Below are 26,833 nucleotides of genomic sequence, written 5' to 3'. Positions count from 1 at the left end.
GCCAGCGTTCGTCCTGAGCCAGGATCAAACTCTCCAAACAATGTCTGAAGGGAAAGAAATCCCAACCATATAAAAGGAATCCACCACATCCACACCAATAAAGGCGCAGACATGACGGGGTTGTGCATCATGCACTGGCTTTTAACACACTGTTGAGTTCTCAAGAAACGGACGCGTACTCCCCAACCTGCGAGAGGCGTTCATTTCGTTTTCTGTTTTCGTTGTGTCTTTATCTTTTCAGCCGCCCGGCCCGGTGTCAAATTGACCCGACCCGCTCCGACCTGCTGGAATAAAGACCGCCCCGTTTCCGGGACAACCCCTCTAACTTACCAGACCATCCTGAGTGGTGCTAACACCATCCGAAAGGATCTGTGTGGAGGTTGTCCCCGAGTGAGACCGACGATCATCGCCGTCCTCGCGGGACTGGTGAACTCTATGTACGGCTCCCGGAACCGTCAAATCAACCGCCCGCCGGTGTCATCCCCCACCCACGGGTAGGAAGCCACTGTGCCCCGAGCCCTCACCATCCTGCTGGGTATCGCCTGCGCGGTGATCGTCCTGTTCGGCATGCGCGAGGTCGCGTCGATCCTGGGCCCGGTCGTGCTCGCGCTCGTGCTGGTCATCGCCGTCGCCCCGGTACGGAGCCGGCTCGCCCGCGCGGGCGCTCCCGGCTGGGTGCAGGTCGCCGTGCCCTTCCTCATCGTGCTGTTCGTGCTGCTGGGCATGGTCGCGGTCCTGACCGTCTCCGTCACCCAGCTCGCCTCACTGCTCCCCGCGTACGCCCCGCAGTTTCAGCAGTTGCTCAACGACGCCCAGAACTTCGCCACCACCCACGGCGTCAGCAACGCCCAGCTCGACAAGGCGATCCAGGCCTTCGATCCGGCCAAGGTGCTCGGGCTGGCGCAGAGCCTGTTGTCGAGTCTGCTGGGGATCTTGTCCAGCTTGTTCCTCATCGTGGTGCTGCTGCTCGCGATGTGCCTGGACACCCCGGCCACCGCCCGGATCATCGCGTCGGGCAAGGAGGCCAAGCCGCACCTGGTGGCGGCGTTCGGCACGTTCGCCCACAAGACCAGGCGCTATCTCATCGTCTCCACGATCTTCGGTCTCATCTGCGCTGCACTGGACGTCTTGGCCCTGTCCATCCTGGGTGTGCCGTTGCCCCTTCTCTGGGGTGTCCTGGCGCTGATCACCAACTACATCCCGAACATCGGCTTCGTCCTCGGTCTGATCCCGCCCGCGACGCTGGCGCTCCTCGACGGCGGCATCAAGCAGATGCTCCTCGTCATCGCCGCCTACATCGCCATCAACGTGGTGATCCAGTCGTTCATCCAGCCCAAGTTCCTGGGTGACGCGGTGGGGCTGTCGACCACGATGACGTTCCTGTCACTGATCGTCTGGGCGTTCGTCCTGGGGCCGCTGGGCGCCCTCCTGGCGATCCCCCTCAGCCTGCTCACGCGGGCGCTCCTCGTCGACAGCGACCCCAGCGCGGGCTGGGCGGCCGCTCTCATCTCCGGAGCTCCGCCAGAGTCACGCCGCTCAGGCGCTTGACCTCGTTGGCCAGGTGCGCCTGATCCGCGTATCCCGAGACCACCGCCACCTCCGCCGGCGCCACCCCCGCGCGAGCCAGTTTCAGCGCCCGCTGGAACCGGACGACCCGCTGCAGGACCTTCGGCCCGTATCCGAACGAGGCCAGACTGCGCCGCAGCAGCTGCCGCTCGCTGAACCCCAGCGCCCAGGCCACCTCTCCCACGCTCCGCCCCGCCCGGAGCGCCTCGGCTATCGCGGGCGCCGCGGCGTCGGCGGGCGCGGTGGCCCGCAGCCGGGCCACGACCGCGGCCCGCATGCTCGCGAGCCGCCCGCCGATGTCGGCGGTGGCGTTCGCGATGGCGGGCGCCATCGCCACATGCCGCCATGCGGAGAACTCCTCATCGGACGTCGCCACCTGCCGCCAAATGGAGCACGACAGGGAGAACCCCAGGTCCGCCAACGGCACCCGCTGGTCGCGCAGGGCGTGCACCGGAACGCCGAACACGTCTCCGACACCGCCCGGCTTGAACCGGATCCCGGTGAAGGCATCGCCCGCGCGCACCCGCACCGGCATCGGCATCGGCCCGGTGTCCGGCCCGGCCACGAACGCCCCCGAAGGTCCCCAGATGAGGTCCACGCATCCGTCGGGCACCACGAGTCGCGTGCTGTCGGCGTCGTTCAGCTGCCGCCACACGCAGGTGACCCGGCCGTCGAAGCCGTCCCCGGGAGGCCGCTCTTCGTACATGCCTCCAAGCTACGCACCCCCACCGACAAGAAGCCACAGCCGCCCGTACGCCCAAGCAGTCACACCCGCCCGTACGCCTGGAGCGTCCGCAGTCGGTGCACGGTGATGAAGCCGCCCCACTCGTGCTCCACCACGGGCGTCCAGATCAGCCAGTTCCCCTGCCACCCGCCCTCCTCCGACTGGGCGGCGGCGAGCGCGTCGAGGTGCCGGTCCAGGACGTCCCGCGCGAACAGCGGCAGCCGCAGCGGCGACGGAGCGAAGTCGAGGGGGAAATGCACCTCGCCGGACGCGTCGGGGTCGAAGGTGACCGTGGCCAGCAGGGCCTCGCGCAGCCGGGCGAACTCCGCCTCGGCCCGTGCCCGGTCGGGGACGAGGTCCAGGAACTGGACGACGGCCCGTGCCTCGTACGGGGTCGTGTCCGAGATGCCGGCGATCGCCGACCAGCAGAAGTCGGTGGCGGGCCCGAGCCATGGATGGGCGACACCGTGCTTGTGCAGGAGTCCGGCGATCGACGCGGTGGGGATGAGGTTGCCCGGCGGCTCGTCGCCGGTCTCCCACCAGGGCGCCCGCGGCGTGTCGCGGACGCTCGGCAGCGCGAACGGCACGCCGCCGTCCTTGGCCGTGATCCCCAGGAGGTAGTCGCAGGCGGCGGCCACTATCGGATCGTCGAAGGCGTCCAGCTCGTCGAGGATCCAGAACGCCACCTCCACCGGCTCCGGCTGGCTGCCCGCCCCGCGCAGGTCCGGTTCGAGGGCGTTGCCGAAGCCGCCGTCGTCGTTCCGGTAGCAGCGCAGGGCGTCGAGCACGCGCGTACGGGAGGCACCCCTGAACAGGGCCGCGAACCTGAGCCTGTCGATCAGCCGCCCGTGCAGCAGCAGGTACCTCTCAGCGCGGGAGACCGCCCGCGAATTCAGCTCCATACCGGCGAAGCTATCCCCGCCTGGCCAGGTTCTTCTTGTAAGAAACGGACACGTCCAAGCGCGGGACGGCGGGGGTGCGCGCCGCACAGGCGTCTGATCGTCACGGCGTGGCCAGAGCCTCCGTGGGTGACATGCGGGCGGCTCGTACGGCCGGATAGAACCCGGCGATCCCGCCGATGACCAGGGTGGCGAGCACGCCGCCGAGCATGGCCCAGACCGGCACGATCGCCGGCCAACCCTGGAAGCTCGCGTAGCCGGCGGTGACGCCGATGCCGAGCACGACGCCGCCGACGCCACCGATGGCCGACAGAAGCAGCGATTCGGCTAAGAACTGCAGCCGGATCTGCCCCCGGGTCGCGCCCAGCGAGCGGCGCAGCCCGATCTCGGAGCGCCGTTCGAGCACCGAGATCACCATCGTGTTGGCCACGCCGACCCCGCCGACCAGCAGGGCGACGCCACCGAGGCCGAGCAGGAGGGCGTTCAGCGTGGTGTCGGTGGCCTGTTTGGCGGCCAGCGCGTCCGACGGTCTGGAGACCTCGACCTCGTTGGGCTTCTCCGGGTTGGCGGTGGGGCCCAGCACATCGCGTACGGCGACGACGGACGCCTCCTCGGCCCTGGCGTAGATCGTGGTCGGGTAGCCGTCGAAGTCCAGCCGCTCCTCGGCGACCGGCCAGCCGATCAGCGCCGCGGTGTCGAGTTCGGGGGCGAGCGGCGCGGGGCCGAGCACGCCGACGACGGTGAACCACTGCCCGCCCAGCCAGACCCGCTGGTCGGGGCCCGCCCGCACGACGCCGAGCCGGTCGGCCGCCTTGGCACCGAGCACGGTGGCCGGGTACCGCTGGGTGGCCGCGTTCAGCCAGGTGCCGCTGACGACCTGGGCGCCCACGTCGTGCGGCAGGTCGAGGCGGGCGGCCGTGACCGAGATGCTGCCCGACTCGGCCACCGGGATGTGGTCGTTGCGGTAGACCTTGGCGGGCGTGGTGCCCGTGGCGGTGACCGAGGTGACGGGTGCGATCCGCTCGATCATGCCCTCCGCCTCGGCGGGCAGGTGGGAGCTCTCGCCGAAGAGGGTCTGGCCGGGTGAGACGGTGAGCAGGTTCGTGCCGAGTGCTTCGAGCTGGCGGTTCAGGTCCTCCTGGCTGGAGGCGGAGATGCCGACGACGCCGAGCATGGCCGCGATGCCGATGGCGATGCCGAGCGCCGACAGGAACACCCGCAGCGGCCTGGCCCGCAGGCCCGCGCCGCCGACCCTGATGACGTCGCGCGGTCGCAGCCGGGCGGAGGTGAGGATGGCGGCGGTCATGCTCTGACCCCGTCCACGAGGTCCACCACGAGGCCGTCGAGCATCTCGACCTGCCTTGGGAGCGAGGCCGCGATGTCGCGGTCGTGGGTGATGACGACCACGGTGGTGCCGCCGGCGTTCAGCTCGCGCAGCAGGTCCATGACGCCCGCGCCGGAGCGGGAGTCGAGGTTGCCCGTCGGCTCGTCGGCCAGCAGCAGTCGCGGTCCGCCGACCACGGCACGGGCGATCGCCACCCGCTGCCGCTCGCCCCCGGACAGCTCGTGCGGGCGGTGGCCGAGCCGGTGCCCGAGTCCGACCCGTTCGAGGGCCTCGCCCGCGCGCAGGCGGCGTTCGCGCAGGGAGGGACCCGCATAGAGGAGACCGTCGGCGACGTTGTCCAGCGCGGGGACCCCCGCTGCGAGGTGGAACTGCTGGAAGACGAAGCCGATGACGTTCGCCCGCAGCGCGGACAGCCGCTTGTCGTTGAGGGTGAGCACGTCGTGCCCGGCGATGTTCACGGTGCCGCTCGACGGGCGGTCCAGGGTGCCGATCATGTTGAGCATGGTCGACTTGCCGGAACCCGACGGGCCGACGATGCCGACGAGTTCGCCGTACTCGATGCCCATGGAGACGCCGCGCAGCGCGGCCACCTCGCCGTACTCCTTGCTCACCTCGCGCAGCTGGACGATCACTTGGGCACCGCCACGGTCGCGCCCTCCTGGACGCCGCCGACCTCCACTTTGCCGCCGGCGAACATGCCGATGTCGACGGCCGCGTACTGGGTGGTGCCGCCCTCCACGATCTGCACGCCGTAGCCGCCCTCCACGAGGGCCAGGAGCGCTCCGACGGGTACGGCCAGCACGTTCTCGCGCTGGGCCGACACGATCGTGACGTCGACCGGGGCGGCGTCGAACGGCTTCTTCAGACCGCTCACCGACACCTTGACCTCGATCGTGGTGGTGGCGTCGCCGCCCGTGCCCGTCTCGGTCGCGACCTTGCCCACGCTGGTGATCTTGCCCTTCACGGTGGCGCCGTCGGGCAGCTCGACCGTGGCGTCGAGGCCCTTCTTGACCAGGTGCGCGTCGGCCACGTCGAGATTGACGAGCACCTGGCGGGTGGTGCCTGTCGCGGTGAGCACGGGTCCCGTGCCGCCGGCGCCGAGCGTGGTCTTGAGGTCGGCGACGCGGAGCGGCCCGCGCTCCACGACCACGTCGGCGGGCTGGACCTCGCCGGTGACGTCCAGGCCGAGGTCGTCCTGCCAGTCCTCGACGGCCTCGCGGGTGGCCCAGGTGAACTCCTTGTCGACGTCGAAGCCGGTGTAGCCGAGCTTGGCCAGGTTCCGCTCCAGTAACTCGACGTCCTTGCCCTCGACGCCGTCCTTGAGCACGCGGTAGAGCGGCATGCCGCCGTAGAGCAGGGGGCGGCGGTCGGCGTCGACGCTGTAGACGGCCTTGCCCCGGGTGATGGTGGCGCCTTCCGCGGGCAGCCAGGTGATCGTGCCCGGCGACTTGGCGGTGACCGTGATGGTGTCGCCGTAGCCGAGCGTGCCGTCGACGGTCTTGGTCTCGGTGAGCGTCGTGCGGGTCACCTTCGCGGTGGCCGGGGGCGTACGGTCGGCGACGGCCGTGCCCGAGCCGTCGCCGCCGAAGCCGATGGCGGCGGCCGCGACGGCGGCGGCGAGCAGGGCGGTGCCGCCGGCCCAGGCGACGGTGCGGAGCGAGCGCCGCCTGGGCCGCGGTGGCCTGCCGGGAACGACCTCGGGCTGGGACTTGACCTGCGTCATCGCGTCTTGCCCAGCTGCGGGAACTTGGCCCGGCAGACCTCATAGGCCTTCTTGAAGTCGGGGTCGTCCAGCCTGAAGCTCTTGGCGAGGTTCTGGTTGGTCTTCCCGGTGAAGTCCGGGTCGGGCAGGTCGATGCCGTTCTCGCGCATACAGGCGGCGAACTGGCGCATCTTGTCCTGGTCCGCCGGGCTCAGCTCCTTGGCGTCCCTGATCGGAGCGACGGAGCGGCAGGCCTGCATCGCCTTCTTGACCTTCCCCGAGTTCGTCTCCGACTTGGGCAGGGCCTGGAACACCCCTTCGCCGTTCGGGTCGGGGTCGGGAACGTCGAGGCCGTTCTCACGCAAGCAGGCGGCGAACTTCCTGCCCTGCTCGGCCTTGTCCACACTGGCCGAGGGCGACGGGCTGGCCGTGGTGGTCTTGATGGAGGCGACTCCGGCGGAGCTGGGCGCCGAGGCGCAGCCGGCGGCGGCCAGCGCCAGCACGCCGCTGGCGATCAGGATTTTTCGCTTCATGCCCCGAATGTGCCGAGCGCCGATCAGAGGAGCCTGGGAGCCGCCTAGGAGCCGGGTAGGAGCACGCGGAAGGTGGCGCCCCGGCCCGGTGCGGAGTCGAGTTCGATCGTGCCACCGTGGGCGTGCACGATCGCGGCCACGATGGCCAGGCCCAGTCCCGCGCCGCCGTCGGTCCTGGATCTGCCCTGGCCGACGCGGTACAGGCGGTCGAAGACGTGGGGGATGTGCCGCTCCGGCACGCCGGGCCCGGTGTCGGCCACCTCGAACACCGCCCTGCCGCGTGAGGTGCCCACCCTCACCGTCACCGACGCGTCCTCCGGGGTGTGGGTGAGGGCGTTGCCGACGAGGTTGGCGGCGACCTGGCGCAGCCGGGCCTCGTCGCCCACCACCGAGACGGGGGTCAACGTCCCGCTCACGCCGCTCAGTTTGACCTGCCTGCCGGGCACCCGGACGCGGGCGTCCCGGATGGTGTCGGCCGCCACCTCCAGCAGGTCGACGGGGTGGCGGTCCATGGGGCGTTCCTGGTCGAGCTGGGCCAGGGTGAGCAGGTCGTTGACGAGCATGCCCATCCTGGCGGCCTCCTCCTCGATCCTGCGCATCGTCTCCTGCTCGTCTCCGCCGCCCCGGCGGTAGAGCTCGGCGAAGCCGCGGACCGAGGTGAGCGGGGTGCGCAGCTCGTGCGAGGCGTCGGCCAGGAAGCGTCGCATGCGGGACTCTGAGTCGGTCCTGGCGGCGATCTCGTTCTCGACGCGGTCGAGCATGACGTTCATGGCCGTGCCCAGGCGGCCCGCCTCGGTGTGCGGGTCGGGGGCGGGGACCCGGCTGGCGAAGTCGCCCATGGCGATCTGGCCGGCCGTACGCTCCATCCTGGTCAGCGGGCGCAGGCCGAGGCGTACGACGGCGTCGGCGGCCAGGCCGAGCAGGAGCAGGATGAGCGCGCTGACGGCGAAGGCGATGGCGACGAGTGAGGCGCGGGTGGCCTCCAGCTCGCTGAGGGACTGCGCGACCACCACGGTGCCACCGCCGCCGGTCGTGATCGCCTTCAGCCGCCAGGACGGCCCCGTGGTGCCGCTCACCGTGTAGGGGTCGCCCACGTGGACGTCGTCGAGCACCGGGCCGGGGCCCGAGTCGCTCGGCAGCTCGCTGACCAGCCTGCCGTCGGCGGAGTAGATGTAGATCCTGGCCACGGAGGCGACCCGCTTGGTCAGCACCTTCTCCCAGTCCATGATCTGACCGCCGGAGATCAGGCCGGCCATCATCGGCAGCTTGCCGGCCGCGCCGCTCATCGTGTTGAGCTGGGTGTCCACCCGGCGCAGGAGATTGTCGCCGAGCAGCGCGATGCCGACCACGTTGGCCAGCACGAGCGCGACCGTGGTGAGCCCGAGTATCGCCATGACGAGCCGGGCGCGCAGCGTCCACCTGCCCGGCCTCACCGCGGGGTCCTGAGCGTGTAGCCGACGCCGCGCACGGTGTGGATGAGCTGTGGCTCGAACTTGTCGATCTTCTTGCGCAGGTAGTAGACGTACGACTCGACGATGCTGGAGTCGCCGTCGAAGTCGTAGCGCCACACGCTGTCGAGGATCTGCGCCTTGCTCACCACCCGGCCGGCGTTCGTCAGCAGGTATTCGAGCAGGTTGAACTCGGTGGGCGACAGATCGACGGGCACGCCGCCGCGGCGTACCTCGTGCGCGGCAACGTCGAGCTCCACGTCGGCGTAGCGCAGCACGTCCTTGTGCCCGGTCTCGGTACGGCTGCGCCGCAGGATGGCCCGGATGCGCAGCACCACCTCCTCCAGGCTGAACGGCTTGGCCACGTAGTCGTCGGCGCCCAGCGTGAGCCCCTTGACCCGGTCCTCGACCGTGTCACGCGCGGTCAGGAACAGCACCGGGACGCTCTCGCCGAGCCGCCTGGCCACCTCGAACCCGTCGATGTCGGCCATCATCACGTCGAGCACCACGATGTCGGGCTCGAACTCCCTGGCGGCCCGCACCGCCTCGGCGCCGGACTCGGCGGTCCTGACCTCGAACGAGACCAGGCGCAATGTCTGCGAGAGCAGGGCACGGATGTTCGGCTCGTCGTCCACGACGAGCACCCTGGCCGGTCGATCCATGGTCAAGGTCTACCCAAGCCAGTTCAATGCCAGCTCAAAGTCATCGCATGAAGAAGATCGGCCCGCGCGTCCGGAACGGCAGCGAAGCGCCCTGTGGCACGAGGAAGGCGTGGTCGCGGCGGATGCGGATCACGTCGCACTGGCCGTCGGTGATGAGCAGGATCGGCCCGTCCGTCGGGAAGTCGTCGGCCCGCTCCAGCAGGCTGACGCCGGGCTGCAGGATCGTGCCGCCCCGGCCGCGTACTCTGACCCGGTTCGCGATGTCCTCGACCGGCAGGTAGCCGGCGTCGTACGCGATCGCGTCGCAGAACACCACGCGCGCCCGCGGCACGTCGCGGACCGAGGCGTAGGAGGCGATCGCGCCGAGCGCCTTGCCGAGCAGCTTGACGTCCATCGAGCCGGAGGTGTCCAGCACCACGCCGAACGTGGCCTTCCTGACCAGTTCCTCCGGCCGCACCCGGCCGGGGCGCGGGATGTGCGGGGTGGCGGCCTGGCGGCGGGAGGCGCGGGCATAGGAGCGCCGGGTCTCCTCCGGCTGGAAGTGCTCGTCGAACCAGCGGGCCAGCTGCGCGTCCCACGGCAGCGGCGGCTGGTCGAGCGCCCGGATCTCCTGCTCCAGCCCGGCCGGCACGAAGCCGCGGCGGTTGCCCTGGTGGAAGGCCAGGCCCGTGCAGAGCGCGCTGCGGTAGTACTCGTCGAGGTCGACACCGCCGGCCGGGCGTGGTGGCCGGTCGAGGACGTCGCCGAGGCCGCGCCCGCGCAGCGTGGCGAGCTTCCGCATCCGCCGCAGGTCGGTGACGATCGTGTCGTAGACCGCCTCACCCGACATGCCGGACAGCGCCTGGTCGAACAGCAGCCCTTCGGGCATCTCGCCGACGCCCATCTCGGTCAGCCAGCCGTTGATCACGTAGTCGCAGGCGACGTTCCAGATGTACGGCTCGCGCGGGCCGACCCGCTCGCCATGGCGGAGCGCGGCGTGCAGCATCTCGTGGGCCAGCACGAACCGCCACTCCTCCTCGGAGTGCCGGGCGAGCGGGTTGACGTAGATCTCGCCGGCCTCCGCGCTGACCGCGGCGATGGAGATCCCCCAGCTCCTGGCCAGCTCCACCTCGGCGACGATCTTCATGCCGGCGGCGAGCGCGCCCAGCAGCGGATAGGAGGAGACGAACCTGCGCAACGCGGCGTCCCACGGCCCCTCGACGTGCTTGTCGGCCGTGACGCGCGGGGCGCCCGCCTGGTCGAGCGCGGTGGTGGCCGCCTCGGCGACGCCCACCGCGAACATGGACGGGAAGTCGAAGTGCTCGGCCATCTCCGCCGAGCAGACGCGGAAGTCCTCCTCGCCGAGCGGCTGGTACGTCTCGGGGATGCCGAGCCTGCGCCAGCGCTCCGACAGCGTGACCTCGTCCTGCTCGGGCAGTTCGGCGGGCAGCGGCGCGGGGCAGCGGCCGATCTTGAGGGTACGCAGGAACCGGTCGACGGCCAGGCAGCACGCGGCCCGGTAGGCGGCCTCGGGACGGTCGCCTTCGACGTCCTTCGGCGCGCAGGTGCGCGGGTCGGCGTGGCCGAAGCCGAGATGGAGCAGCAGGTGGGCGAAGATCCACGCCCACTCGGCCGCCTCGGCGCGGCGGCGGGGGTGGTGGCGGATGTCCCCGTCCTCCGTCACCACCGCCCAGGTGTCGGCCGACAGCTCCCCCTCATCCGCCGCGTAGAGCCAGCTGTGGTAGACGGAGAACAGGGGGTGCCGGTCGACGAGCTGCCAGCCCTTGCGTACCTCGGCGCGCCACGGGTCGGACTTGGCCTTGTTGCGGGGGCTCATGACCGGGCCGCCATCAGCCTGGGCACGTCCCTGCCGACCTCGACGAGGAACCAGGTGGGCAGCGCGGGCGCGCCGTTCGCGTCGGAGGCGATGACGAGCTGGGCGCACTCCAGCGAGATCTCGGCCAGCTCGACCAGCAGGGTCTTGGCGCGGAAGCCCAGGTCACGCCCTCTGGAGGAGGCGCCGCGCTTGTCGGCGGGCAGCTCCTTGACCAACCGGGCCCGGAACGCCTCGGCCAGGAAGTAGAGCAGGTCGCGCTCCTCGGGCCGGCGCGGCCACGGCGCCTCGCCCTTGATCACCGCGTTGAGGTCGTAGGCGTGCCGGACGGTCTTGACGTAGGCGCGGAAGGCGGAGGCGTGGTTGGCGGTGAGCGTGCCGAAGGCGAGCATGGCGAGCGTCTCGTCGGCGACGTCGTCGCCGTAGGAGGTCAGCACGTCGGAGAGCATGTGCCAGGCGCGCGGTGAGGAGAAGGGCTCCTCGGTCTTGGGCGGCGCGCTCCACAGGTGGTCGGGCCGCTGCACCAGGTAGTCGACGATCCACGGGTGGATGCCGTTGGCGGCGGCCCACTTGAGCCAGTCGTCGGACGAGGCCCGCAGGTGTACGTGGACCAGCCGGTTGATCAGCGCGGAGGCCATCGGGCGGGCGAGCGCGTTGTCGGTGGCCCGGTTGCCGGCGCCGATCACCACGGACCCGGCGGGCAGCTCGTACGCGCCGATCCTGCGGTCGAGGATCAGCGAGTAGAACGCCTTCTGCACCTCGGGCGCCGAGGCGTTGAGCTCGTCGAGGAACAGGCAGTAGGGCTCGGCGCGGGCGATCGACTCAGGGGGTGCGAACCGGCTGCGGCCGTCGACCAGCTCGGGCACCCCGATGAGGTCCTCGGGCGCGAGCTGGGTGCCGAGCAGGGTCACGCAGTCGAGGCCGAGGGAGTCGGCGAACTCGCGGACGAGCGAGCTCTTGCCGATGCCGGGCGCGCCCCACAGGAACACCGGCCGGACGACGGCGACGTGCAGCAGCAGCTCGGGGAGCTGCATCGGAGTCACCGTAACCGTCGCCTGCACGTCTTCAGAGTGGCGAACAGTGGCGGTGCCGCGCATCAGGTTTTTTATTGGGTTGCCGGGCCGGCTGCCGCGTTCCTAGCATCGTCGGCATGTATTGCCTCTGCTTCATGCGTCTGCGCAGCGACCGGGCTCGGGCCCGCTAGCTGACGCGGTTACGACCTAGGCGTCCGCCGGCGCGCCCCGGGCCCTTCGAGAGACCCCTACATCTCGAAGACCCGAGAGGGCGGCTGTGGCGCAGAACTTCGCGCACGGAAACTATTCACATACCCAGAAGAACGTCAGGAACAGCGGCGGTCGCACGCCCAGAGACCGGGCCAGGCGCGCCTTGTCGCAGAATTTCCTGGTCGACCGGCATGCCGTCGAGCTGGTGGTCAAGGCGGCCGCCCCCGACGGGCTGGTGCTCGAACCCGGCTCGGGTGAGGGCGTACTGACCTGGGCGCTGGCCGAGGCCGGCGCCCAGGTGATCGGCTATGAGATCGACCCGCGGCTGGCCGGCCGGCTCGCCGCGCGGACCCGTGACGATTCCCGGATCGACGTGGTCAGGGCCGACTTCACGACCGCGCGGGCGCCGGACGAGCCGTTCGCGGTCGTCGGCAACATCCCCTACTCGGTCACCTCGCGGATCGTCGCCTGGTGCCTGCGGGCACCGGGGCTCACGTCGGCGACGCTGCTCACCCAGCGGGAGTACGCCCGCAAGCGCTCGGGCGACTACGGCCGCTGGAGCCTGGTGACGGTGGAGTCGTGGCCGTGGTTCCACTGGCGGCTGGGCGACCGGGTCGGCAGGGAGAGCTTCCGGCCGGTCCCGGCGGTCGACTCGGCGATCCTGCGGATCGAGCGGCGGCCCACGCCGCTGGTCGAGGCGCGGCGCGGCTACCAGGAGCTGGTCGAGGTGGGGTTCGGCGGGGTCGGCGGCTCGGTGCGCGCCTCACTCAGGCGCCACTACGAGGGGGTGGACGCGGCCGTCGCCGCGGCGGGCATCGCTCGCGACACGGTCGTGGGGCATGTCCACCCCGACCAGTGGATCACGTTGTGGGAGCGGCTATGCCGCTGACGTGACCGTGGCCTTCCCCGCCGGCTCGACGGGCGGGGCGAGCACCTGGGCCGCCGGGGACCGGCGGCCCCAGGGCATCGCCATGAACAGGATCGGCAGCAACACGATCGACGCTCTCGACCAGTCGCGGTGCAGCAGCCACCAGGCGTTGTCGCCGAACTGGGTCATGTACAGATAGCCGTACGCCGACCACAACGAGACGCCGATGATCGCCGGCCAGGCGAACTTGGTGGGCCTGGCGATCAGGAACGGCATGAACCACAGGAGATACTGGGCGCCCAGCCGCGGGGTGACGACCATGAAGATCAGCAGGATGGCCGTGGTCATGTCGATCGGGTCGGCCCGCCGCCAGATCAGCACCGCGAGGACGACGCAGATGTAGATCAGGTAGGTGCCGATCTTGGCCAGGCCGGGGATCAGCGCCCAGTCGCCGCCGGTGAAGTGCGGCGTCCAGCCCCACTCTCCGATGATCGGCCGGATGTCCTGAATGGTCTCGATGACCGCGGGGATCTGCTTGAGCGACGTGCCGGCGAAGATCGGCAGCGTGACCAGGAAGAACACCGGCAGCGCGCCGGTCATGAACAGCGCGGCGATCCTGGCCCGCAGGTTGGGCAGGAGCAGCAGCATGCCGGGGATCAGCCAGATCGGCCAGCTCTTCGCGCACAGCGCAAGGCCCATCAGCAGGCCGGCCAGCGCGCCGCGCCTCAGATCGGCGCGGTCCATCGAGCCGGGCATGAGGGCGCGGTGGAGCATGCCGCCGCGGCCGATGATCCGGCGCAGCGACGGCCGCCAGCCGTAGGCCGCGACGCCGTGGCGTACCTTGGCCACCACCCGGGTCGTGATGCCGGCCCGCTCGGGCGAGCCGGGGCCGCGGGCCACCACGAAGGCGGCCACGCCGAAGACCAGCGCCACCGGCTCGACCTGGCCATGGATGCAGGCGACGAGCAGGGCGAGCGGGTTGAGCGCGTACTGCAGGGCGCGCAGCGACGCCTTGGGGCCGCCGGCCAGCTTGGCGACCAGCGGGATCAGCACGATGTCGGCGACCACGGTGACCAGGCGCCCGGCGTAGACCCACGGGATGCCCAGCCACAGCAGGATCCCGTAGACATAGGGGATGGTCGGCAGGAAGTGCCAGCCGCCCTCACTGGCCAGGACCGGGTCCTGTCCGTTCAGCACCGCCTGACCCGCCGGCTGGAAGCTCTCCATGAAGTCGACGGGCTGCCAGGAGTCGTGAGCCGCGGTGAACATCAGCACCACGCGTACGGCCACGCCGACCAGGACGGAGACAAGGAGAGGGGGTCGCCAGTCACGCCATTGGGCGATGAGAGCGAGCAAGACACCTACGACGAGGATCGTCCCCGTGAGAACTGCGTATTCCATGGCGGCTTCTAGCCTGCCGTACTCGTCTGAGTACTTCCACCGAGGGTTCCGATTCTTAACTCTGACATGGCGGGTCGTAACGCGATAGAACATGACCCTCTGTGCTGAACTTTTCTCATGGGGGGATCGCAGGTCAACCAGGCTCTGGTAAGGCTCTACTTCGAGGTGAAAGACGGGCTGCGTGACCCGGTCGCGGCCTGGGCGAAACTCACAGGAAATTCGCAGGTGTACCAGCAGGCCAGGGGTGGACGACGGGTTCCGCTGGATGACGGGACGGCGGCCGAGCTGACCGCCGCGGCGATCGTGCACACGGCCACCGAGCACGGCGCGGACCGGGTGGCCGCGCTGTCCACCTCGCCGCTCGCCGGGCTGGTCGGCGGCCTGGGCGGCGCGGTGCTGACCGAGCAGTCCAGCGTGCCGGACCAACTGCTCGGCCAGGGCTTCCCCGGCACGTCGCCGGCGGACTGGCCGCTGGCGGCGTATGTGCTGCTGTGGGGAGAGAACAACAGACTCGCCCGCACGCCCGGCATGCCCCCGGTGATCGCCGGGCGCTACAAGGGCCAGAAGGTCGTGGCGATCGGGCCGCATCCGACGCGCCTGTCGGACGAGACCCTGGTCGTCCGGCCGGGCACCGACGGCGCGCTGGCCATGGCCATGGGGCATGTACTGCTCAAGGAGTTCTTCCTGGAGCGGGCGGCGTTCGCCGAGCACGCGATGGAGCGTACGGACCTGCCGTTCCTGGTGCGGCTGCGCGAACACGGCGGCGCCTTCGTGGCCGGCGGGCTGACCGGGCGGCCCGCCGAAGGTCTGAGCGTGTACGGCGGCGACTCGGTGGAGGTGCTGCTGCCGCGCTTCGACGACGGGCCCGGCGTGCTGCGCCGCGGGGTGCCGGTGGTCAGGGACGGCGACGAGCCGGTGACGACGGTGTTCGACCTGCTGCTGGCGGTGTACGGGGTGGCCCGCGACGGGTTGCCGGGCTGCTGGCCCGACGGCTATGGCGATCGCGGTGAGCCGTACACGCCCGCCTGGCAGGAGGCGTACACGGGCGTGGCCGCCGCGCGCACGCTGAAGATCGCGCGGGAGCTGGGGGCGACGGCGGAGCGGACCGGCGGGCGGTGCGTGATCGTGCCCGGGCGGCTGGAGACGAACCACGCCGACACGGCCTACCGGGCGATGCTGGCGCTGCTCGTCCTGACCGGCTGCGGCGGCGGCTGGGCGCAGGCCGGGGCGGGCTCGGCCATCCCGCTCGTGCCGTACCTGTGCCTGCACGCGTGCGGCGAGGACGGCACGGACGTGGGCGCGCTGAGCTGGCCGCTGGCCGAGGGGCTGTTCGACCGGCGGTCGTCGCGGTCGATGCTGCTCGAAGCGGTGCGGGACGGGTTGCCGATGGCGCCGTCGCCCCGGGTGCTGGCCATCCCGCGTCCGATCTACCCGCTTCCGCCCGAGGTGGAGCTGCTCATCGGGCCCGACGACCGGTGCGACCTCGCGCCGCCCGACGCCTACCTGGTGGCGGACGCGGTGGCCAAGCTGACCGTCGATCACATGGAGCCCGCTCCGCCGGCTCCGGCGGTGGTCGCCGCGGGAGGGCGGATGCGGTTGCTGGTCGATCACGCGTGGATGCACGAGTACGGGGAGGCCCTGCCGACGTATCGCCCGCCAGGGCAGGGGCTCCCCGTGAAACCGACCCAGTTGGTGCGTTAGCCGGTGAACCCCTTGAAGATGCCGGTGAACTCGTACGCCGACTGGGAGATCCCGCTGCACGTCGGCGAGACGCTGCCGTTGGGGCAGCCGCCGTTGTCACGGCCTGCCGACCAGAAGCCGACGAAGCCGATGTGGTTGGCGTTGGCCCAGTCGCGCAGCTTGCGGGCGTCGGCCTGAGTGGTGGTCTGGCCCGTGTCGTTCTTGCCGATCATCGGAGTGACGCCGAGCATCCGCTTGAGCTGAGCGTCGGTCTTCGACGGCCACACGCCCTTCATCTGGCCGAGCGTCGCCTGGGCGGCTGAGACCATCGCGTCGCCCCAGTTGCCGGTGTACCCGAAGTCCATGACCATCGGGTTGACGATCACGTTCAGGCCCTTGGCGGCGGCGTCCTGGAGGATCTGCACCGAGAACGGGTCGAGCCCGTAGTCCTGTGCCTGCACGCGCAGCGTGTATCGCACGACGGTGCCGCGTTCTGACTGCAACTGCTTCAGCGCGCTGTTGACCTTGTTCACATCGATCGACGCCTCGACATCGATGTCCAGCTGGTTCGTGCCGACCGCGTCGAGCACCTTCTTGTAGGCGGCGAGCAGGGTGGCGGTGGTGCCGCAGTTGTGCTCCAGGTACGGGCCCTGGGCGCCACCGCTGGCGACGACCACCTGGCCGCCCTGGGCCTGGAGCGCCTTGACGTCGTTGATGATCCTCGCGTCGGTGAGCGGGATGACCCCGCCCCAAGCCGGGTTGCAGCCCGTGCTGTCGCCGAGCACGAAGGCCAGCGTGTAGTTCTTCACCCCGGTCGCGGCGGCGGCGCCGGTCAGGGACGGGGTGTTCATGGTGATGTCGATGTAGGGCGCGTAGCGGATGTCGCCGGTCGGCGGCGGCGTGGTGTCGTTGGTGGTCTTCCCGCTGACGGAGGCCGTGTACGCCGAGCAGTTGCCGGCGGCGTCGCACGCCCGGACGCGGAAGCCGTAGGTCGTGGCGGCGCTGAGCCCGGTGGCCGTGTAGGTGGTGCCGGTGGCCACCGTGGGAGCCGCGTTGTCCCTGGACACCTCATAACGGGCGACGCTGCCGGAGTTGTCGGTGGAGGCGGACCACGTCACGGTCAGGCTGGAGTTGGTGGCGCCGCCGACCGCCGGGCTTCCCGGCACGGTCGGCGCCTGGGTGTCCGGGGCACCGCCCGGTCCGTCGAGCACGACGTCATCGGCATAGTAGGCGCCCTGGCCGTACCATCCGTTGACGTAGATGATCACGCTCGTCACACCCGCGCCGGTGGTGAACGAGGTTTTCAGCTGCTGCCATTGACCGCCCGGGGCACCCCAGGTGCTGACGTCGATCCCGGTGCCCGTCGCCCCCAGGAAGATGTAGTTGCCCTGGACCCAGGCCGACAGCTGGTAGGTCGTGTTGGGCTGGACTGTCACGGTCTGCTGGCATCTGGCGTAGTCATTGCCCACCGGGGTGGCCCGCAGGGCCTTCGTACCGCCGTGAACGGGCTGCGCCACCGCCTGGGCGGCGGCGGAGGCCTGGCAGGTCCAGCCGGACAGGGCGGACTCGAAGCCGGGGTTGGTCAGGATGTTGGCGGCCGAGGCGGGTGTGGCGTGGAGGGCTAAGAGGCCCAGGGCGATGGCGGCGGTCGCCGCGAGTCCTCGCAGGTTCATGGAGGTCCCAAACGTTCGCGTCTTCGTGAAACTCGTCGTCGTGAAAGTGCCGCCGCGCCCCCGTGGGCCACCCGCCGCACCGGCGGCGGGACGCCGGTGCGACGGGTGCGGTGGGCCGGTTTCGGGTCAGAAGCCGGCGGTGATCCTGGTGAAGTCCCAGTTCGACTGGGCGATCCCGCTGCAGTTGGACACGACCCCGCCGCCCGGGCACGGCCGGTCGCGGTTGACGGCCCAGTACGCGAGCCTGGTCAGCCCGTTGTTCCTGGCGTAGTCACGGATCTGGGTCCAGGTGGCCGTGGAGGTGAGCTCCTGCTGGTCCGACAGACCGTTCATGCCCGAGATGCCCATGTGCGCGTACGCCGTGGCGTCCGACCAGCCGAAGGCCGTCTTGAGGGTGTTCTTCAGCCCTTCGGAGGCGTTGACCGTGCTCTGGTACATGTTCGAGCCGCCGCCGAAGTCGAACGGCATGATCGTGTAGTTGTCGATCGGGACCGCGAGCTCCTTCGAGCGGTTGATCAGGCGGGTGCCCCAGTAGGTGGGGCCGGTGGTCGAGGTGCCGAAGGTGACGACGATCTTGACGTTGGGGTTGTTCTGCTTGACGATCTTGAGGCCGTTCAGGATGCGGTCCTGGACCGCCTCGCTCTCGAACTCGTCGGTGTTCTCGATGTCGAAGTCGACGGCCGCGGGACCGACGGCGTTGATGACGGTCTGCACCGCGCCGGCGAACGCCGAGGGCGAGGAGCAGTTCGGGCCGAGCTTGTTGCCCGACCAGCCGCCGAAGGAGACCTGCACGCTGCCGCCGGCCGACTTGATGGCCGAGATCGCCTGCGCGTCGGCGCCGCCGGTGAGCGGACGGCTACCGTCCCAGGCCGCGTTGCAGCCGCCGCTGCTCAGGATGAACGCCATCGTGAACGACTTGACGCCGGTCGCGCTCATCACCGAGGCGGGCGCGGGCGGGTCGCCCCAGCCCATGTAGAGGTAGGGCGCGCCGGGCAGCTTGCTGCCGCCGCCGGTGCAGCCGGTGGTCGTCCCGGAGACCGCGGCGCTGGAGGCCGACTCGCCTACCGAGTTGTACGCCCTGACGGTGAAGGTGTGCGAGGTGCAGGTGCCCAGGGAGCCGATGGTGGCCGAGGTCCCGGTGACGGTGGCCTTGACCGTGCTGCCCTCGTACACGCGATAGCCGGTGACCGTGCCCGACGACGCGCCCCACGACAGGGAGAGGGAGCTGTTCGTGGACCCGCTGACGCTCGGCGAACCCGGCTGGCCGGGGGCGCCGGTGCCGGCCGAGGTGGTGGCAGTGACGGAGTTGCCGGCCGCGGAGAGGTTCCCGGCGGCGTCACGGGCGCGGACCGTGTAGGTGTAGCTGGTGGAGGCCGCGAGCCCGCCGTCGGTGTAGGTGGTGCCGGTGGCCGTCGTCACCAGTGTCGAGCCCCGGTACACGTTGTACCCGGTGACGCCGACGTTGTCGGTGGAGGCGTTCCAGGCCAGCGAGACGCTGCTGGAGGTGGTGCCGGTCGAGCGGAGGTTGCCCGGCACCGAGGGGGCGGTGGTGTCGCCGCCGCCGCCGGAGACGGTCTTCCACAGGGCGGGCACGGCATCCGGCGTCCAGTCGGGCTGGGAGGTGTGGGCCTGGATGCACTCGTAGTCGACGCCGTTGTAGGTGACGCGGGTGCCCACGCTGTAGGCCGTCCATGCCGTCCACGCGGGGTAGGCGAGGGCCACGGCCCCGTAGGCGCTGGTCGAGACGGTGGTGAGCCCGGCCCCCAGCATGGCCAGGGCGGCGAGTAAGGCGAGGAACATGCGGCGAAATCTCATGGCATTCCCTGGTGGTGCGGCTGTGACGGGTCATGTCCTTGTGGCGTGCCGTACGGCTCGCGCCGGGGGGTGAGAGCGCGAGCCGTACGGCATGGGCCCGCGGGGTGGCGCGGGCCGCTGGGGGGTGGCAGCAGGAGGGTTCGCTTTGCTCGGCCAGTCAGCGCCTACGCCGGAGGGTCGCTTCGACGGCCCGGAACACTCTGGCTCAGAGTGGAGGAGGGCGGCGGAGACCGGGACATGGCTTCCTGATTCATGATTTCTTTTAGGAAAGTTTCCTAAGAGTTGCCGCGATCGTAGCCTTGACACCGGAGTCTTACAAGACCCAAAGATGAGGTCCGAAAGCACGGCAACGGCGGAGCACCTGGACTCGGTGCTCCGCCGTGATGACCGACCTTAGGACGATCAGTTCTGCTGAGTGATGCGGACGTCGTCGACGCCCGCCTCGACCAGGGACGCGCCGGAGGCGTCGGCGGCGTCGATGAGGATGCGGACCGTCTGCCCCGCGTACGCGCTCAGACTGGCCGTGGCCGTGGCCCAGGCCCCGTTGCGGTTGGCCGCCGCGCCGGCCTGCTGGAAGACGGTCGTCGTGGTATTGCCGACCACCCTGACCCGGAGGTAGTCGGCGCTGGAGGCGTTCGAGCCGTGCGCCAGGTACCACGACAGCGAGAGGCTGAGCGTGCCGGTGGCGGGCAGCGTGATGGGCGGCGACTGGATCGAGGTGGTGCCGCCGTCGACGTCGAAGTCACCCGCGGCGGTGCCCGCGAGACGGCCCGTCACCAGGTCGTTGGTGCCGCTGACCGTGGTGGCGAGCTGCTTGGCGCCGGAGGAGGTGGTCGCCTCTGGGACGCCGCGCTCCCACGCACCGAGGGTGGCCGTGTCCGTGGCGCTCGCGTTGACGGTCCAGCCGGTGCCCGTCTCGAAGGTGTCGGAGTAGACGGTCACGGGCGGGGTGCCGGTGCCGCAGTACTGGGCCTCCTTGCCGATGATCCGGTAGACGCAGTCGGAGTACTCGAGGAAGCGGAGCACCGCCTCCCTGTTCCGGGTGGTCTGCGGGACGATCTGCTCGTCCGGCGGGTAGAAGCCCGGGTTGGAGCTGACGGGATACATCTCGAAGGTGAAGCTGAAGATCTTGTAGGCGCCCCACAGCCAGTCGTCGATCGTCCCGTCGGTGATGTAGAGGTCGCTGGCCTGCTCCGGGGTGTAGTTGTTGGTCGAGGCCAGGTTCCGGCCGAGCGCGGCGAAGGCGTCATGGTCGTCCTGGGTCAGGCCCGGGGCCGTGTCGTTGAAGGTGAAGCCGTAGGGCCACAGGACGAGTTCGCCGTAGGTGTGGAAGTCGATGTTCGACTTGATCTGCTGGACGCCGCCGACGACCCGGCCACGTACGAAGGTGGCCACGGCCCTGACCTCGGGCGCCGACTCGGCCGCCGCACCGCGGTAGGTCTCGCTGGAGGTGCTGCCGGAGGAGCCGCCGCAGCAGCCGAAGTTGTAGGCCCAGTTACGGTTCAGGTCGGTCCCGACGGCCGACGAGCCGCTGTTCGGCTGGCGGTTCTTGCGCCAGGAGCGGTAGGAGCCGCTGGCGATGTCGTACTCGCCCCCGTCCGGGTTCAGGTCCGGCATGATCCAGATCTCGCGGGAGTTCACCAGGTTCGTGATCCGGGTATCGGTGCCGTAGTTGTCCACCAGCAGGTGCGCCAGGTAGAGCGCCATCTCCACCGTGAGGTGCTCGCGGGCGTGCTGGTGCGCGGTGAAGAGCACCTCCGGCTCGGCCTCGTCGGTCGCGACGTTGTCGCTGATCTTGATGACGCGCATGGCTCTGCCCTCGTACGACGTGCCGTACGTGGAGACGGTCGCGAGGGTGGGATGAGCGGCGACGAGCGCGTTGATGTCGGCGTTCGCCTCGGCGTAGTTGTGGTACCCGGAGTCCGCCGGCGGGAAGTCAAAGGGCCCGACACCGTCGGACGGCGATAACGGGCGTCGCACCTCCGAGACCCGGTAACCGAGGCGCTTGATCGCGTCCACCTCGGCCGGCGTGGCGGTGATCAGGACCGACTCCGTGGCCACCTCGTCGATCGCCGCACCGGTCGCGGCGACGGCGCTGCGTTGCTGGCCGTTCGCCGGTCCCTCCACGCGATACTGCCGGTTCGGCGGCGGCTCGGCGGCGGCCCCGGCGCCGGTCATGCCGGTCAGGCAGACCAGGCCGAGGACGGCGAGCAGGATGACAAAACGGCGTTTCACCTAGTCCTCCTCGAGCGCGTGGGATGTCGTTGACACGCGCCTGAACCGAGGGTGAGGACGTTGCGGTGGTTGGGAAAGGCCCAACTTTCCGGCCCGTCCGGTGGGCCCGTTTCCTGTCGGCTCCAGAGCCTGACAGCTAAGCGACAGGTTAATGCCAGCCCTCTACCAGGGCGTTTCGACACGCTGAGCGACATGAGCATGGCTGACGACAGGAAGTTCCCATGATCAAGACCACCGAGACCATGACCACCCGCGACGGCGTCACCCTCGTCGCCACGCTCTGGCGGCCCGCCGGACCGGGCCCCTTTCCGGTGCTGCTGGCCCGCACGCCGTACGGCAGGGCGGCTCCCGGGCCGGGAGTGCACCTGGACGTGCCCCGGCTGGTGACCGCCGGATACGCGGTCGCCATCCAGGACGTGCGCGGGACCGGCGATTCGGACGGCGCGTTCACCTTCATCGCCGGCGAGGCCGCCGACGGCCATGACGCGGTGCGATGGGCGGCCACGCGGCCCTGGTCGGACGGGAAGGTCGGCATGTTCGGCGACTCCTACCTCGGCATCACCCAGCTCCTGGCCGCGCAGGAACGCCCGGCGGGCTTGCGGGCCATCGCGCCGCATGTGGCGCCCGCGTCACCGCACGAGGTGGCGTACCACTCGGGCGTGCCCAACCTCAACGTGGTCCTGACCGTCAGCGCGACCGTGCTCGCGCTCAACGAGCTGGAGCGCCGCGTCAACCGGGGTACGGCGCTCGCCGCCGACCGCGACGCCTATCTGGCGGCGCTGGGCTTCCCCGACCGGTTCCCCGAGACCATGCGGCGGCTGGCCGAGCGCCTGCCGCTCAGCGACCAGCCGCTCCTGACCGACCTCGCGCCCTTCTACGCCGACTGGATGGACCATCCCGACCCGGCGGCGGAGACGTGGCGGGGCGGCGCCGTCCGCTACGCCGAGATCGAGGTTCCGGCGCTGGTGGGCACCGGCTGGTACGACTTCTTCCGCGACGCCTCCATCGGCCACTACCAGCACCTGCGCGGCGGATCCCGGCTCGTCGTGGGCCCGTGGGCGCACTTCACGCAGGACGGCGACGTCTGCGGGCGGGACTACGGGGCCGGGGCGAGCCAGGACGCGATCGACTGGACCGGCCTGCACCTGGACTGGTTCGGCCAATGGTTGCGCGGAGAGCCGCCGGCCGACCGAGCCACGGTCACATACTTCCTGATGGGCGCAGACGAATGGCGCACCGCGACCGACTGGCCGCCGCCCGCCACCCGGCGCGTGGCCTACCACCTGGGCCCGAACGGCACGCTCGGCACCGTCCCGGCGGGCGGCGGGGGCGGCGAGTTCGTCAGCGACCCCGGCGACCCGGTCCCCACGGTGGGCGGGGCGGTGATGACGTTCGACGCCTTCGGGCCACTCGACCAGCGTCCGCTCGACGAGCGCGGTGACGTGCTGCGTCACCAGAGCGAACCGCTCGACGCCGCGCTGGAGGTGACCGGGGACGTCGAGCTGGTCGTGCTCGTGTCGTCCACCGCGACCAGCGCGGACGTCGCCGTCAAGCTGATCGACGTGCACCCCGGTGGCCGGGCCGAGCTGCTGACCGACGCCATCACCCGGGTGACGGACCTGACGCCCGGCGAGGTACGTGAGGTCAGGGTCGAGCTGGGCGCGATCTCGAACCTCTTCCGCCCCGGACACCGGATCAGGATCGACGTGGCGGGATCGAACTTCCCCAGGTTCGCCAGGAACCCCCAGAAGGGCACGACCACGGTCCACGAGCCCTCCTACGCGATGCTGCCGATCATCTCGTAGACCTCCTGCCTGGTCTTGGCGGCGCCCTTGCCGTACAGGTCGTCGTAGCGCGCGTCGCCGAGCGCCGCCTTGGCCGACGCCGTCCCCGCGACGGTGTCGGCCGACGCGTCCGGCGGCTCGACGGCGGCCGACGCGCCGAACAGGACGGCCGCGCGTTCCGGGTCACCGCCCGACAGCTCGGCCAGCGCGCACCCGGCCAGCACGATCGACAGGTACGGCAGATCCGGCGTGGGTCCCAGCAGGCCGAGCGCCAGGCGGTGCTGTTCGAGCGCGGCCGCGGGGTCGCCACCGATCGTCAGCGCCCTGCCGTAGCCGGTGTGCGCCGCCACCGCGACCTGCGGAATCGGCGGCGCCTCGGCCAGCAGCGGGAACAGGTCGCGGTAGGTGGCCAGGCTCTTCTCGACATCGCCGAGCCGGTAGGCCAGCGCCGCCTCCCCCAGCCCAAGCTGGATGAGGGTGAACGCCGAGATCTCCGCATCCAAGCCGAGCCGGGCACCGGCCGGGTCGGCGGCCCGGCCGGCAACGCCGTCGTCGGCCCGATCGGTGGTTCCGTCAGCGGCTCCGGCGGCGGCTCCGGCGGCGGCTCGGCCAGTGATCCGGTCGGCGCCCCGGCTGGTGATCCGGTCGGCGGCCCGGCTGGTGATCCGGTCCGCTGTGACTCCGCGTCGGGCCCTGGCCAGGTCGGCGGCGGCGCCGTCGAGGTCGCCGCTCTGCGCGCGGAGCGTCGCCAGCCGCGTCAGCGTCGAGATCGTCTCCTCCGAGCTCACCCACTCGCTGGTGAGCGACTGGGTCTCGGCGATCAGATCGTCCGTGGGCGCGCCGCGCGCGGCGCGCAACGCGGCCAGATTCAGCAGCGCCTCGCTCAGCCCCCACCGTTCGCCCAGCTTCCTGAACCCGGCCACCGCCTGCTCGAGCCGCTCTTCGGACGGGTGCGGGCCGCCGATCATCTTGGCCGAGCTGGCCAGCCAGAGGTCGTCGCTCTCGGCGAGGTGATCGAGCACCGCGGCGGCCCGCTCGTCCTGCCCGGCCGCGCTCGCCATGATGGCCCGGCTGATCAGCAGCAGCGGGTGGACGGGCCCTTCCCGCTCCGCCGCCGTGATCAGCTCGTCCATCCGCACCGACAGGACCCGCATCGCCGCCCGATCGCTGACGATCGCGGCGAACCGGCTCACCCCATCCGCGAACAGGCAGGCCACGTACGCCCGCACCAGGCCCGGAGGCGGGGTGTCGCCCGCCAGGTCGAGCACCTGCCGCGCCCAGCTCGCGCTCTCGTGCCGGTAGCCGCACATCCACCAGTACCAGTTGAGTGCCGCGCAGAGCCGCAGCGCGATCTCCACGTCGCGCTCGTCGAGCGCCCAGCGCAGCGCCACCGAGCAGTCGTCGCGCTCGGCCGAGAGCCGCTCGATCCACTCGATCTGCGCGCCGGTCCGCAGCTGGGGAACCGCCCGTTCGGCGAGATCGAGCAGGTGTACGGCATGGCGCCGCCGGTACGCCGCCATCTCCCCGGACTCGGCCAGCCGGTCGGCGGCGTACGCGCGGATCGTCTCCAGCATCGAATAGCGGCCCGCCGGCGACACCTGGACCAGCGACTTGTCGGCCAGCGCGCCCAGCACGTGGGCGGTGCCACCGCACACCGCCTCGACGGATTCGAGTGTGGCGCCGCCGGCGAAGACCGCGAACCCGCGGGCCAGCTCGCGTTCGGCCTCGTCGAGCAGGTCCCAGCTCCACTCCACCACCGCCCTGAGCGTCTGCTGGCGGGGCAACGCCGTACGGCTGCCGCCCGTCAGGAGCCGGAAGCGATCGTCGATGCGGTCGGCGAGCTGGCGCGGCGTCATCGTCCGCAGCCGGGCCGCGGCCAGCTCGATGGCCAGCGGCATGCCGTCCAACCGGCGGCACAGGGCCACCACGGCCGCGACGTTCCCCTCGTCGAGGGCGAACGCGGGCCGGGCGGCGGTGGCGCGGTCGAGCAGCAGGCGTACCGACGGGTATTCGGCCGCTCGGATCGCGCTCACGCCGGTCGGGGGCGGCTCCAGCGGCGGGATGGGCGTCAGCCGCTCCCCCGGCACGCCGAGCGGCTCCCGGCTGGTGGCCAGCACGTGCAGGCCGGGGCAGCCGGCCAGCAGGTCGTCGGCCAGGCGCGCGGCGGCGTCGACGAGGTGCTCGCAGTTGTCCAGCACGATCAGCACCCGGCGCTCGCCCAGCGCCTCGACCACCTGCTGGAGCGGCCCGCTCCCGCCAAACCGGCCGCCCACTCCTGGTCCCCCGGCCCCTCCTGGTCGCCCTGCCCCTCCCGGTCGCCCGTCCGTCCACGCGCCCGACGTGTCCGGCGTGTCCGGCGGCCCTTGGCGCGGATAGCCGGTCGCCTCCGGCGAGTGATGCGTGTAGCCGGGCCCGTCGTCGCGCAGGCCGAGGGCGTCCAGCACCGCGCCGGGCACGGCCGCGGGGTCGGTGACGGAGGCCAGCTCGACCATCCACGTGCCGTCGAACCGCGTGCCCATGCGCAGGGCCGCCTCGGCGGCCAGCCTGGTCTTGCCCGCGCCGCCCGGCCCGACGATCGTGACCATCCGGGCGTGGCCGAGGACGGTTGTCAGCAGGTCCAGCTCATCCTCGCGGCCGATGAACGTGGTCAGGGGGACCCGGACGTTGCCTTTGGGCAGGCCCTTGGGAGCGTCCTGCCGTACGGGAACCTCGCCCGACACGACGGCCAGGTGGGCGGCGCGCAGCTCGGGCCCCGGGTCGACGCCGAGCTCGTCGGCGAGCGTCCGGCGGGTGCGCTCGAACAGGGCCAGCGCGTCGGCCTGCCGCCCGGCGGCGGCCAGCCCGCGCATCTCCAGCGCGCACAGCCGCTCGCGGAGGGGGTGCGCGACCACCTCCGCCGCCAGATCGGCCGACAGCCCGGCCGCCAGCCGCGCCTCGGCGCGGGTCTCGACGGCGGCCAGCCGATCTTCCTCCAGCCCGGCGGCCACGTTGGCCAGGTACGGCACGGCACCGAGACCGGCGAGCGCGGGCCCACGCCAGAGCGCGAGCGCCTCATCGAGCTTCGCGAGGCCGGTCGGATCGGGCTTCGCGAGGCCGATCAGATCGAGCTTCGCGAGGCCGATCAGGCGGCGAAAGCGCAGCGCGTCGACCTGGTCGGCGTCGACGGCCAGCACATAGCCACCCGCCCGGCTCTCCACGATCTCGTACGGCCTGAGCGCCACGCGCAGCCGCCTGACCAGCGTCTGCAGCGCGTTGGCGGCGTTGCCCGGCGGCTCCTGCGGCCAGAGCATGTCGATGAGCCGCTCCGAGGTGACCGTCCGCCCGGCTTCGAGGGCGAGGACGGCCAGGAGCGCCCGTAACCGGAACCCGCCGACCACGATCGGCTCCGCGCCGGTCACTTCCAGTGTCCCCAGGATGGATATCCGCACGAAACCCATCCTGCCGCTTTCCCCCGGATGACCG

At 71.1% G+C, this 26,833-nt stretch carries 19 protein-coding genes; 4 read left to right on the top strand and 15 right to left on the bottom strand.

Annotated elements, in window-relative coordinates:
• Window positions 1–507 precede the first annotated feature (507 nt).
• Window positions 508–1,548: an AI-2E family transporter gene (locus tag AB0B61_RS04195; protein ID WP_358427660.1), complete on the top strand. Its 1,041-nt coding sequence runs from the start codon at window positions 508–510 to the stop codon at window positions 1,546–1,548.
• Here AB0B61_RS04195 and AB0B61_RS04190 read toward each other — a convergent pair.
• From AB0B61_RS04190 to AB0B61_RS04145, 10 genes are all read right to left on the bottom strand, one after another.
• Entirely contained in the window at window positions 1,505–2,272 is a 768-nt protein-coding gene (locus tag AB0B61_RS04190; RefSeq protein WP_358427657.1) for a DUF6597 domain-containing transcriptional factor, read from the bottom strand. The genes AB0B61_RS04195 and AB0B61_RS04190 overlap by 44 nt on opposite strands.
• A gap of 59 nt (window positions 2,273–2,331) precedes the next feature.
• Window positions 2,332–3,192, bottom strand: a complete 861-nt coding sequence (locus tag AB0B61_RS04185) for a hypothetical protein (protein ID WP_358427654.1) — start codon at window positions 3,190–3,192, stop codon at window positions 2,332–2,334.
• 100 nt (window positions 3,193–3,292) lie between these two features.
• The gene (locus AB0B61_RS04180; protein WP_358427651.1) at window positions 3,293–4,495 is read right to left on the bottom strand and encodes an ABC transporter permease; all 1,203 of its coding nucleotides are present in this window, start codon (window positions 4,493–4,495) and stop codon (window positions 3,293–3,295) included.
• Complete coding sequence (locus tag AB0B61_RS04175) at window positions 4,492–5,163, bottom strand: ABC transporter ATP-binding protein (RefSeq protein ID WP_358427699.1); 672 nt, start codon at window positions 5,161–5,163, stop codon at window positions 4,492–4,494. Before AB0B61_RS04175 ends, AB0B61_RS04180 begins: the two co-directional genes overlap by 4 nt.
• Window positions 5,163–6,257 carry a peptidoglycan-binding domain-containing protein gene (locus tag AB0B61_RS04170; protein WP_358427648.1) on the bottom strand — a complete coding sequence of 365 codons (1,095 nt, stop codon included), beginning with the start codon at window positions 6,255–6,257 and terminating at the stop codon, window positions 5,163–5,165. Before AB0B61_RS04170 ends, AB0B61_RS04175 begins: the two co-directional genes overlap by 1 nt.
• On the bottom strand, window positions 6,254–6,769 hold the full coding sequence (locus AB0B61_RS04165) for a hypothetical protein (protein ID WP_358427645.1): 516 nt from the start codon (window positions 6,767–6,769) through the stop codon (window positions 6,254–6,256). Before AB0B61_RS04165 ends, AB0B61_RS04170 begins: the two co-directional genes overlap by 4 nt.
• Window positions 6,770–6,813: 44 nt before the next feature.
• Window positions 6,814–8,202, bottom strand: a complete 1,389-nt coding sequence (locus AB0B61_RS04160) for an ATP-binding protein (RefSeq protein ID WP_358427642.1) — start codon at window positions 8,200–8,202, stop codon at window positions 6,814–6,816.
• Complete coding sequence (locus AB0B61_RS04155) at window positions 8,199–8,879, bottom strand: response regulator transcription factor (RefSeq protein ID WP_358427639.1); 681 nt, start codon at window positions 8,877–8,879, stop codon at window positions 8,199–8,201. The genes AB0B61_RS04160 and AB0B61_RS04155 overlap by 4 nt, the downstream gene beginning before the upstream one ends.
• 40 nt (window positions 8,880–8,919) lie before the next feature.
• Window positions 8,920–10,695: a hypothetical protein gene (locus AB0B61_RS04150; protein ID WP_358427636.1), complete on the bottom strand. Its 1,776-nt coding sequence runs from the start codon at window positions 10,693–10,695 to the stop codon at window positions 8,920–8,922.
• Entirely contained in the window at window positions 10,692–11,753 is a 1,062-nt protein-coding gene (locus tag AB0B61_RS04145; RefSeq protein WP_358427633.1) for a MoxR family ATPase, read from the bottom strand. The genes AB0B61_RS04150 and AB0B61_RS04145 overlap by 4 nt, the downstream gene beginning before the upstream one ends.
• A 229-nt stretch (window positions 11,754–11,982) precedes the next feature.
• Here AB0B61_RS04145 and erm point away from each other — a divergent pair, with 229 nt between their 5' ends.
• Window positions 11,983–12,804 (top strand): ErmE/ErmH/ErmO/ErmR family 23S rRNA (adenine(2058)-N(6))-methyltransferase, encoded by an 822-nt coding sequence (gene erm, locus AB0B61_RS04140; protein WP_358427630.1) that lies wholly within the window; start codon window positions 11,983–11,985, stop codon window positions 12,802–12,804.
• Here erm and AB0B61_RS04135 read toward each other — a convergent pair.
• On the bottom strand, window positions 12,793–14,184 hold the full coding sequence (locus AB0B61_RS04135) for a hypothetical protein (protein WP_358427627.1): 1,392 nt from the start codon (window positions 14,182–14,184) through the stop codon (window positions 12,793–12,795). The two genes, erm and AB0B61_RS04135, sit on opposite strands and share 12 nt — an antisense overlap.
• A gap of 117 nt (window positions 14,185–14,301) precedes the next feature.
• Between AB0B61_RS04135 and AB0B61_RS04130 the strand changes: the two genes are divergently transcribed.
• Window positions 14,302–15,885 (top strand): molybdopterin-dependent oxidoreductase, encoded by a 1,584-nt coding sequence (locus AB0B61_RS04130; protein ID WP_358427624.1) that lies wholly within the window; start codon window positions 14,302–14,304, stop codon window positions 15,883–15,885.
• Here the strand turns inward: AB0B61_RS04130 and AB0B61_RS04125 are convergent.
• The 3 genes from AB0B61_RS04125 to AB0B61_RS04115 form a co-directional block, all read right to left on the bottom strand.
• Window positions 15,882–17,537, bottom strand: coding sequence for a carbohydrate binding domain-containing protein (locus tag AB0B61_RS04125; RefSeq protein WP_358427621.1), 1,656 nt, complete (start codon window positions 17,535–17,537; stop codon window positions 15,882–15,884). The genes AB0B61_RS04130 and AB0B61_RS04125 overlap by 4 nt on opposite strands.
• A gap of 126 nt (window positions 17,538–17,663) precedes the next feature.
• On the bottom strand, window positions 17,664–19,352 hold the full coding sequence (locus tag AB0B61_RS04120; protein WP_358427618.1) for a carbohydrate-binding protein: 1,689 nt from the start codon (window positions 19,350–19,352) through the stop codon (window positions 17,664–17,666).
• Window positions 19,353–19,754: 402 nt separating this feature from the next.
• Window positions 19,755–21,587: a M14 family zinc carboxypeptidase gene (locus tag AB0B61_RS04115; RefSeq protein WP_358427615.1), complete on the bottom strand. Its 1,833-nt coding sequence runs from the start codon at window positions 21,585–21,587 to the stop codon at window positions 19,755–19,757.
• A gap of 221 nt (window positions 21,588–21,808) precedes the next feature.
• On the opposite strand from AB0B61_RS04115, the gene AB0B61_RS04110 reads away from it, so the two are divergent.
• A complete protein-coding gene (locus AB0B61_RS04110; RefSeq protein ID WP_358427612.1) occupies window positions 21,809–23,392 on the top strand; it encodes a CocE/NonD family hydrolase in 1,584 nt (527 codons plus the stop codon).
• Here the strand turns inward: AB0B61_RS04110 and AB0B61_RS04105 are convergent.
• Window positions 23,365–26,799, bottom strand: a complete 3,435-nt coding sequence (locus AB0B61_RS04105; protein WP_358427608.1) for a BTAD domain-containing putative transcriptional regulator — start codon at window positions 26,797–26,799, stop codon at window positions 23,365–23,367. The two genes, AB0B61_RS04110 and AB0B61_RS04105, sit on opposite strands and share 28 nt — an antisense overlap.
• Window positions 26,800–26,833 lie beyond the last annotated feature (34 nt).

It is taken from the genome of Nonomuraea sp. NPDC049158 (assembly GCF_040648335.1).
Classification (GTDB): domain Bacteria; phylum Actinomycetota; class Actinomycetes; order Streptosporangiales; family Streptosporangiaceae; genus Nonomuraea.
This window is presented reverse-complemented; position numbering and strand designations above follow the sequence as displayed.

Bases quoted from the DNA above. Each gene is read 5' to 3' on its own strand.
- AB0B61_RS04135 (WP_358427627.1), bottom strand. From the start codon at position 14,184: ATGGAATACGCAGTTCTCACGGGGACGATCCTCGTCGTAGGTGTCTTG.
- AB0B61_RS04170 (WP_358427648.1), bottom strand. From the start codon at position 6,257: ATGACGCAGGTCAAGTCCCAGCCCGAGGTCGTTCCCGGCAGGCCACCG.
- AB0B61_RS04150 (WP_358427636.1), bottom strand. From the start codon at position 10,695: ATGAGCCCCCGCAACAAGGCCAAGTCCGACCCGTGGCGCGCCGAGGTA.
- AB0B61_RS04185 (WP_358427654.1), bottom strand. From the start codon at position 3,192: ATGGAGCTGAATTCGCGGGCGGTCTCCCGCGCTGAGAGGTACCTGCTG.
- AB0B61_RS04120 (WP_358427618.1), bottom strand. From the start codon at position 19,352: ATGAGATTTCGCCGCATGTTCCTCGCCTTACTCGCCGCCCTGGCCATG.
- AB0B61_RS04190 (WP_358427657.1), bottom strand. From the start codon at position 2,272: ATGTACGAAGAGCGGCCTCCCGGGGACGGCTTCGACGGCCGGGTCACC.
- AB0B61_RS04155 (WP_358427639.1), bottom strand. From the start codon at position 8,879: ATGGATCGACCGGCCAGGGTGCTCGTCGTGGACGACGAGCCGAACATC.
- AB0B61_RS04165 (WP_358427645.1), bottom strand. From the start codon at position 6,769: ATGAAGCGAAAAATCCTGATCGCCAGCGGCGTGCTGGCGCTGGCCGCC.
- AB0B61_RS04110 (WP_358427612.1), top strand. From the start codon at position 21,809: ATGATCAAGACCACCGAGACCATGACCACCCGCGACGGCGTCACCCTC.
- AB0B61_RS04180 (WP_358427651.1), bottom strand. From the start codon at position 4,495: ATGACCGCCGCCATCCTCACCTCCGCCCGGCTGCGACCGCGCGACGTC.
- AB0B61_RS04130 (WP_358427624.1), top strand. From the start codon at position 14,302: ATGGGGGGATCGCAGGTCAACCAGGCTCTGGTAAGGCTCTACTTCGAG.
- AB0B61_RS04125 (WP_358427621.1), bottom strand. From the start codon at position 17,537: ATGAACCTGCGAGGACTCGCGGCGACCGCCGCCATCGCCCTGGGCCTC.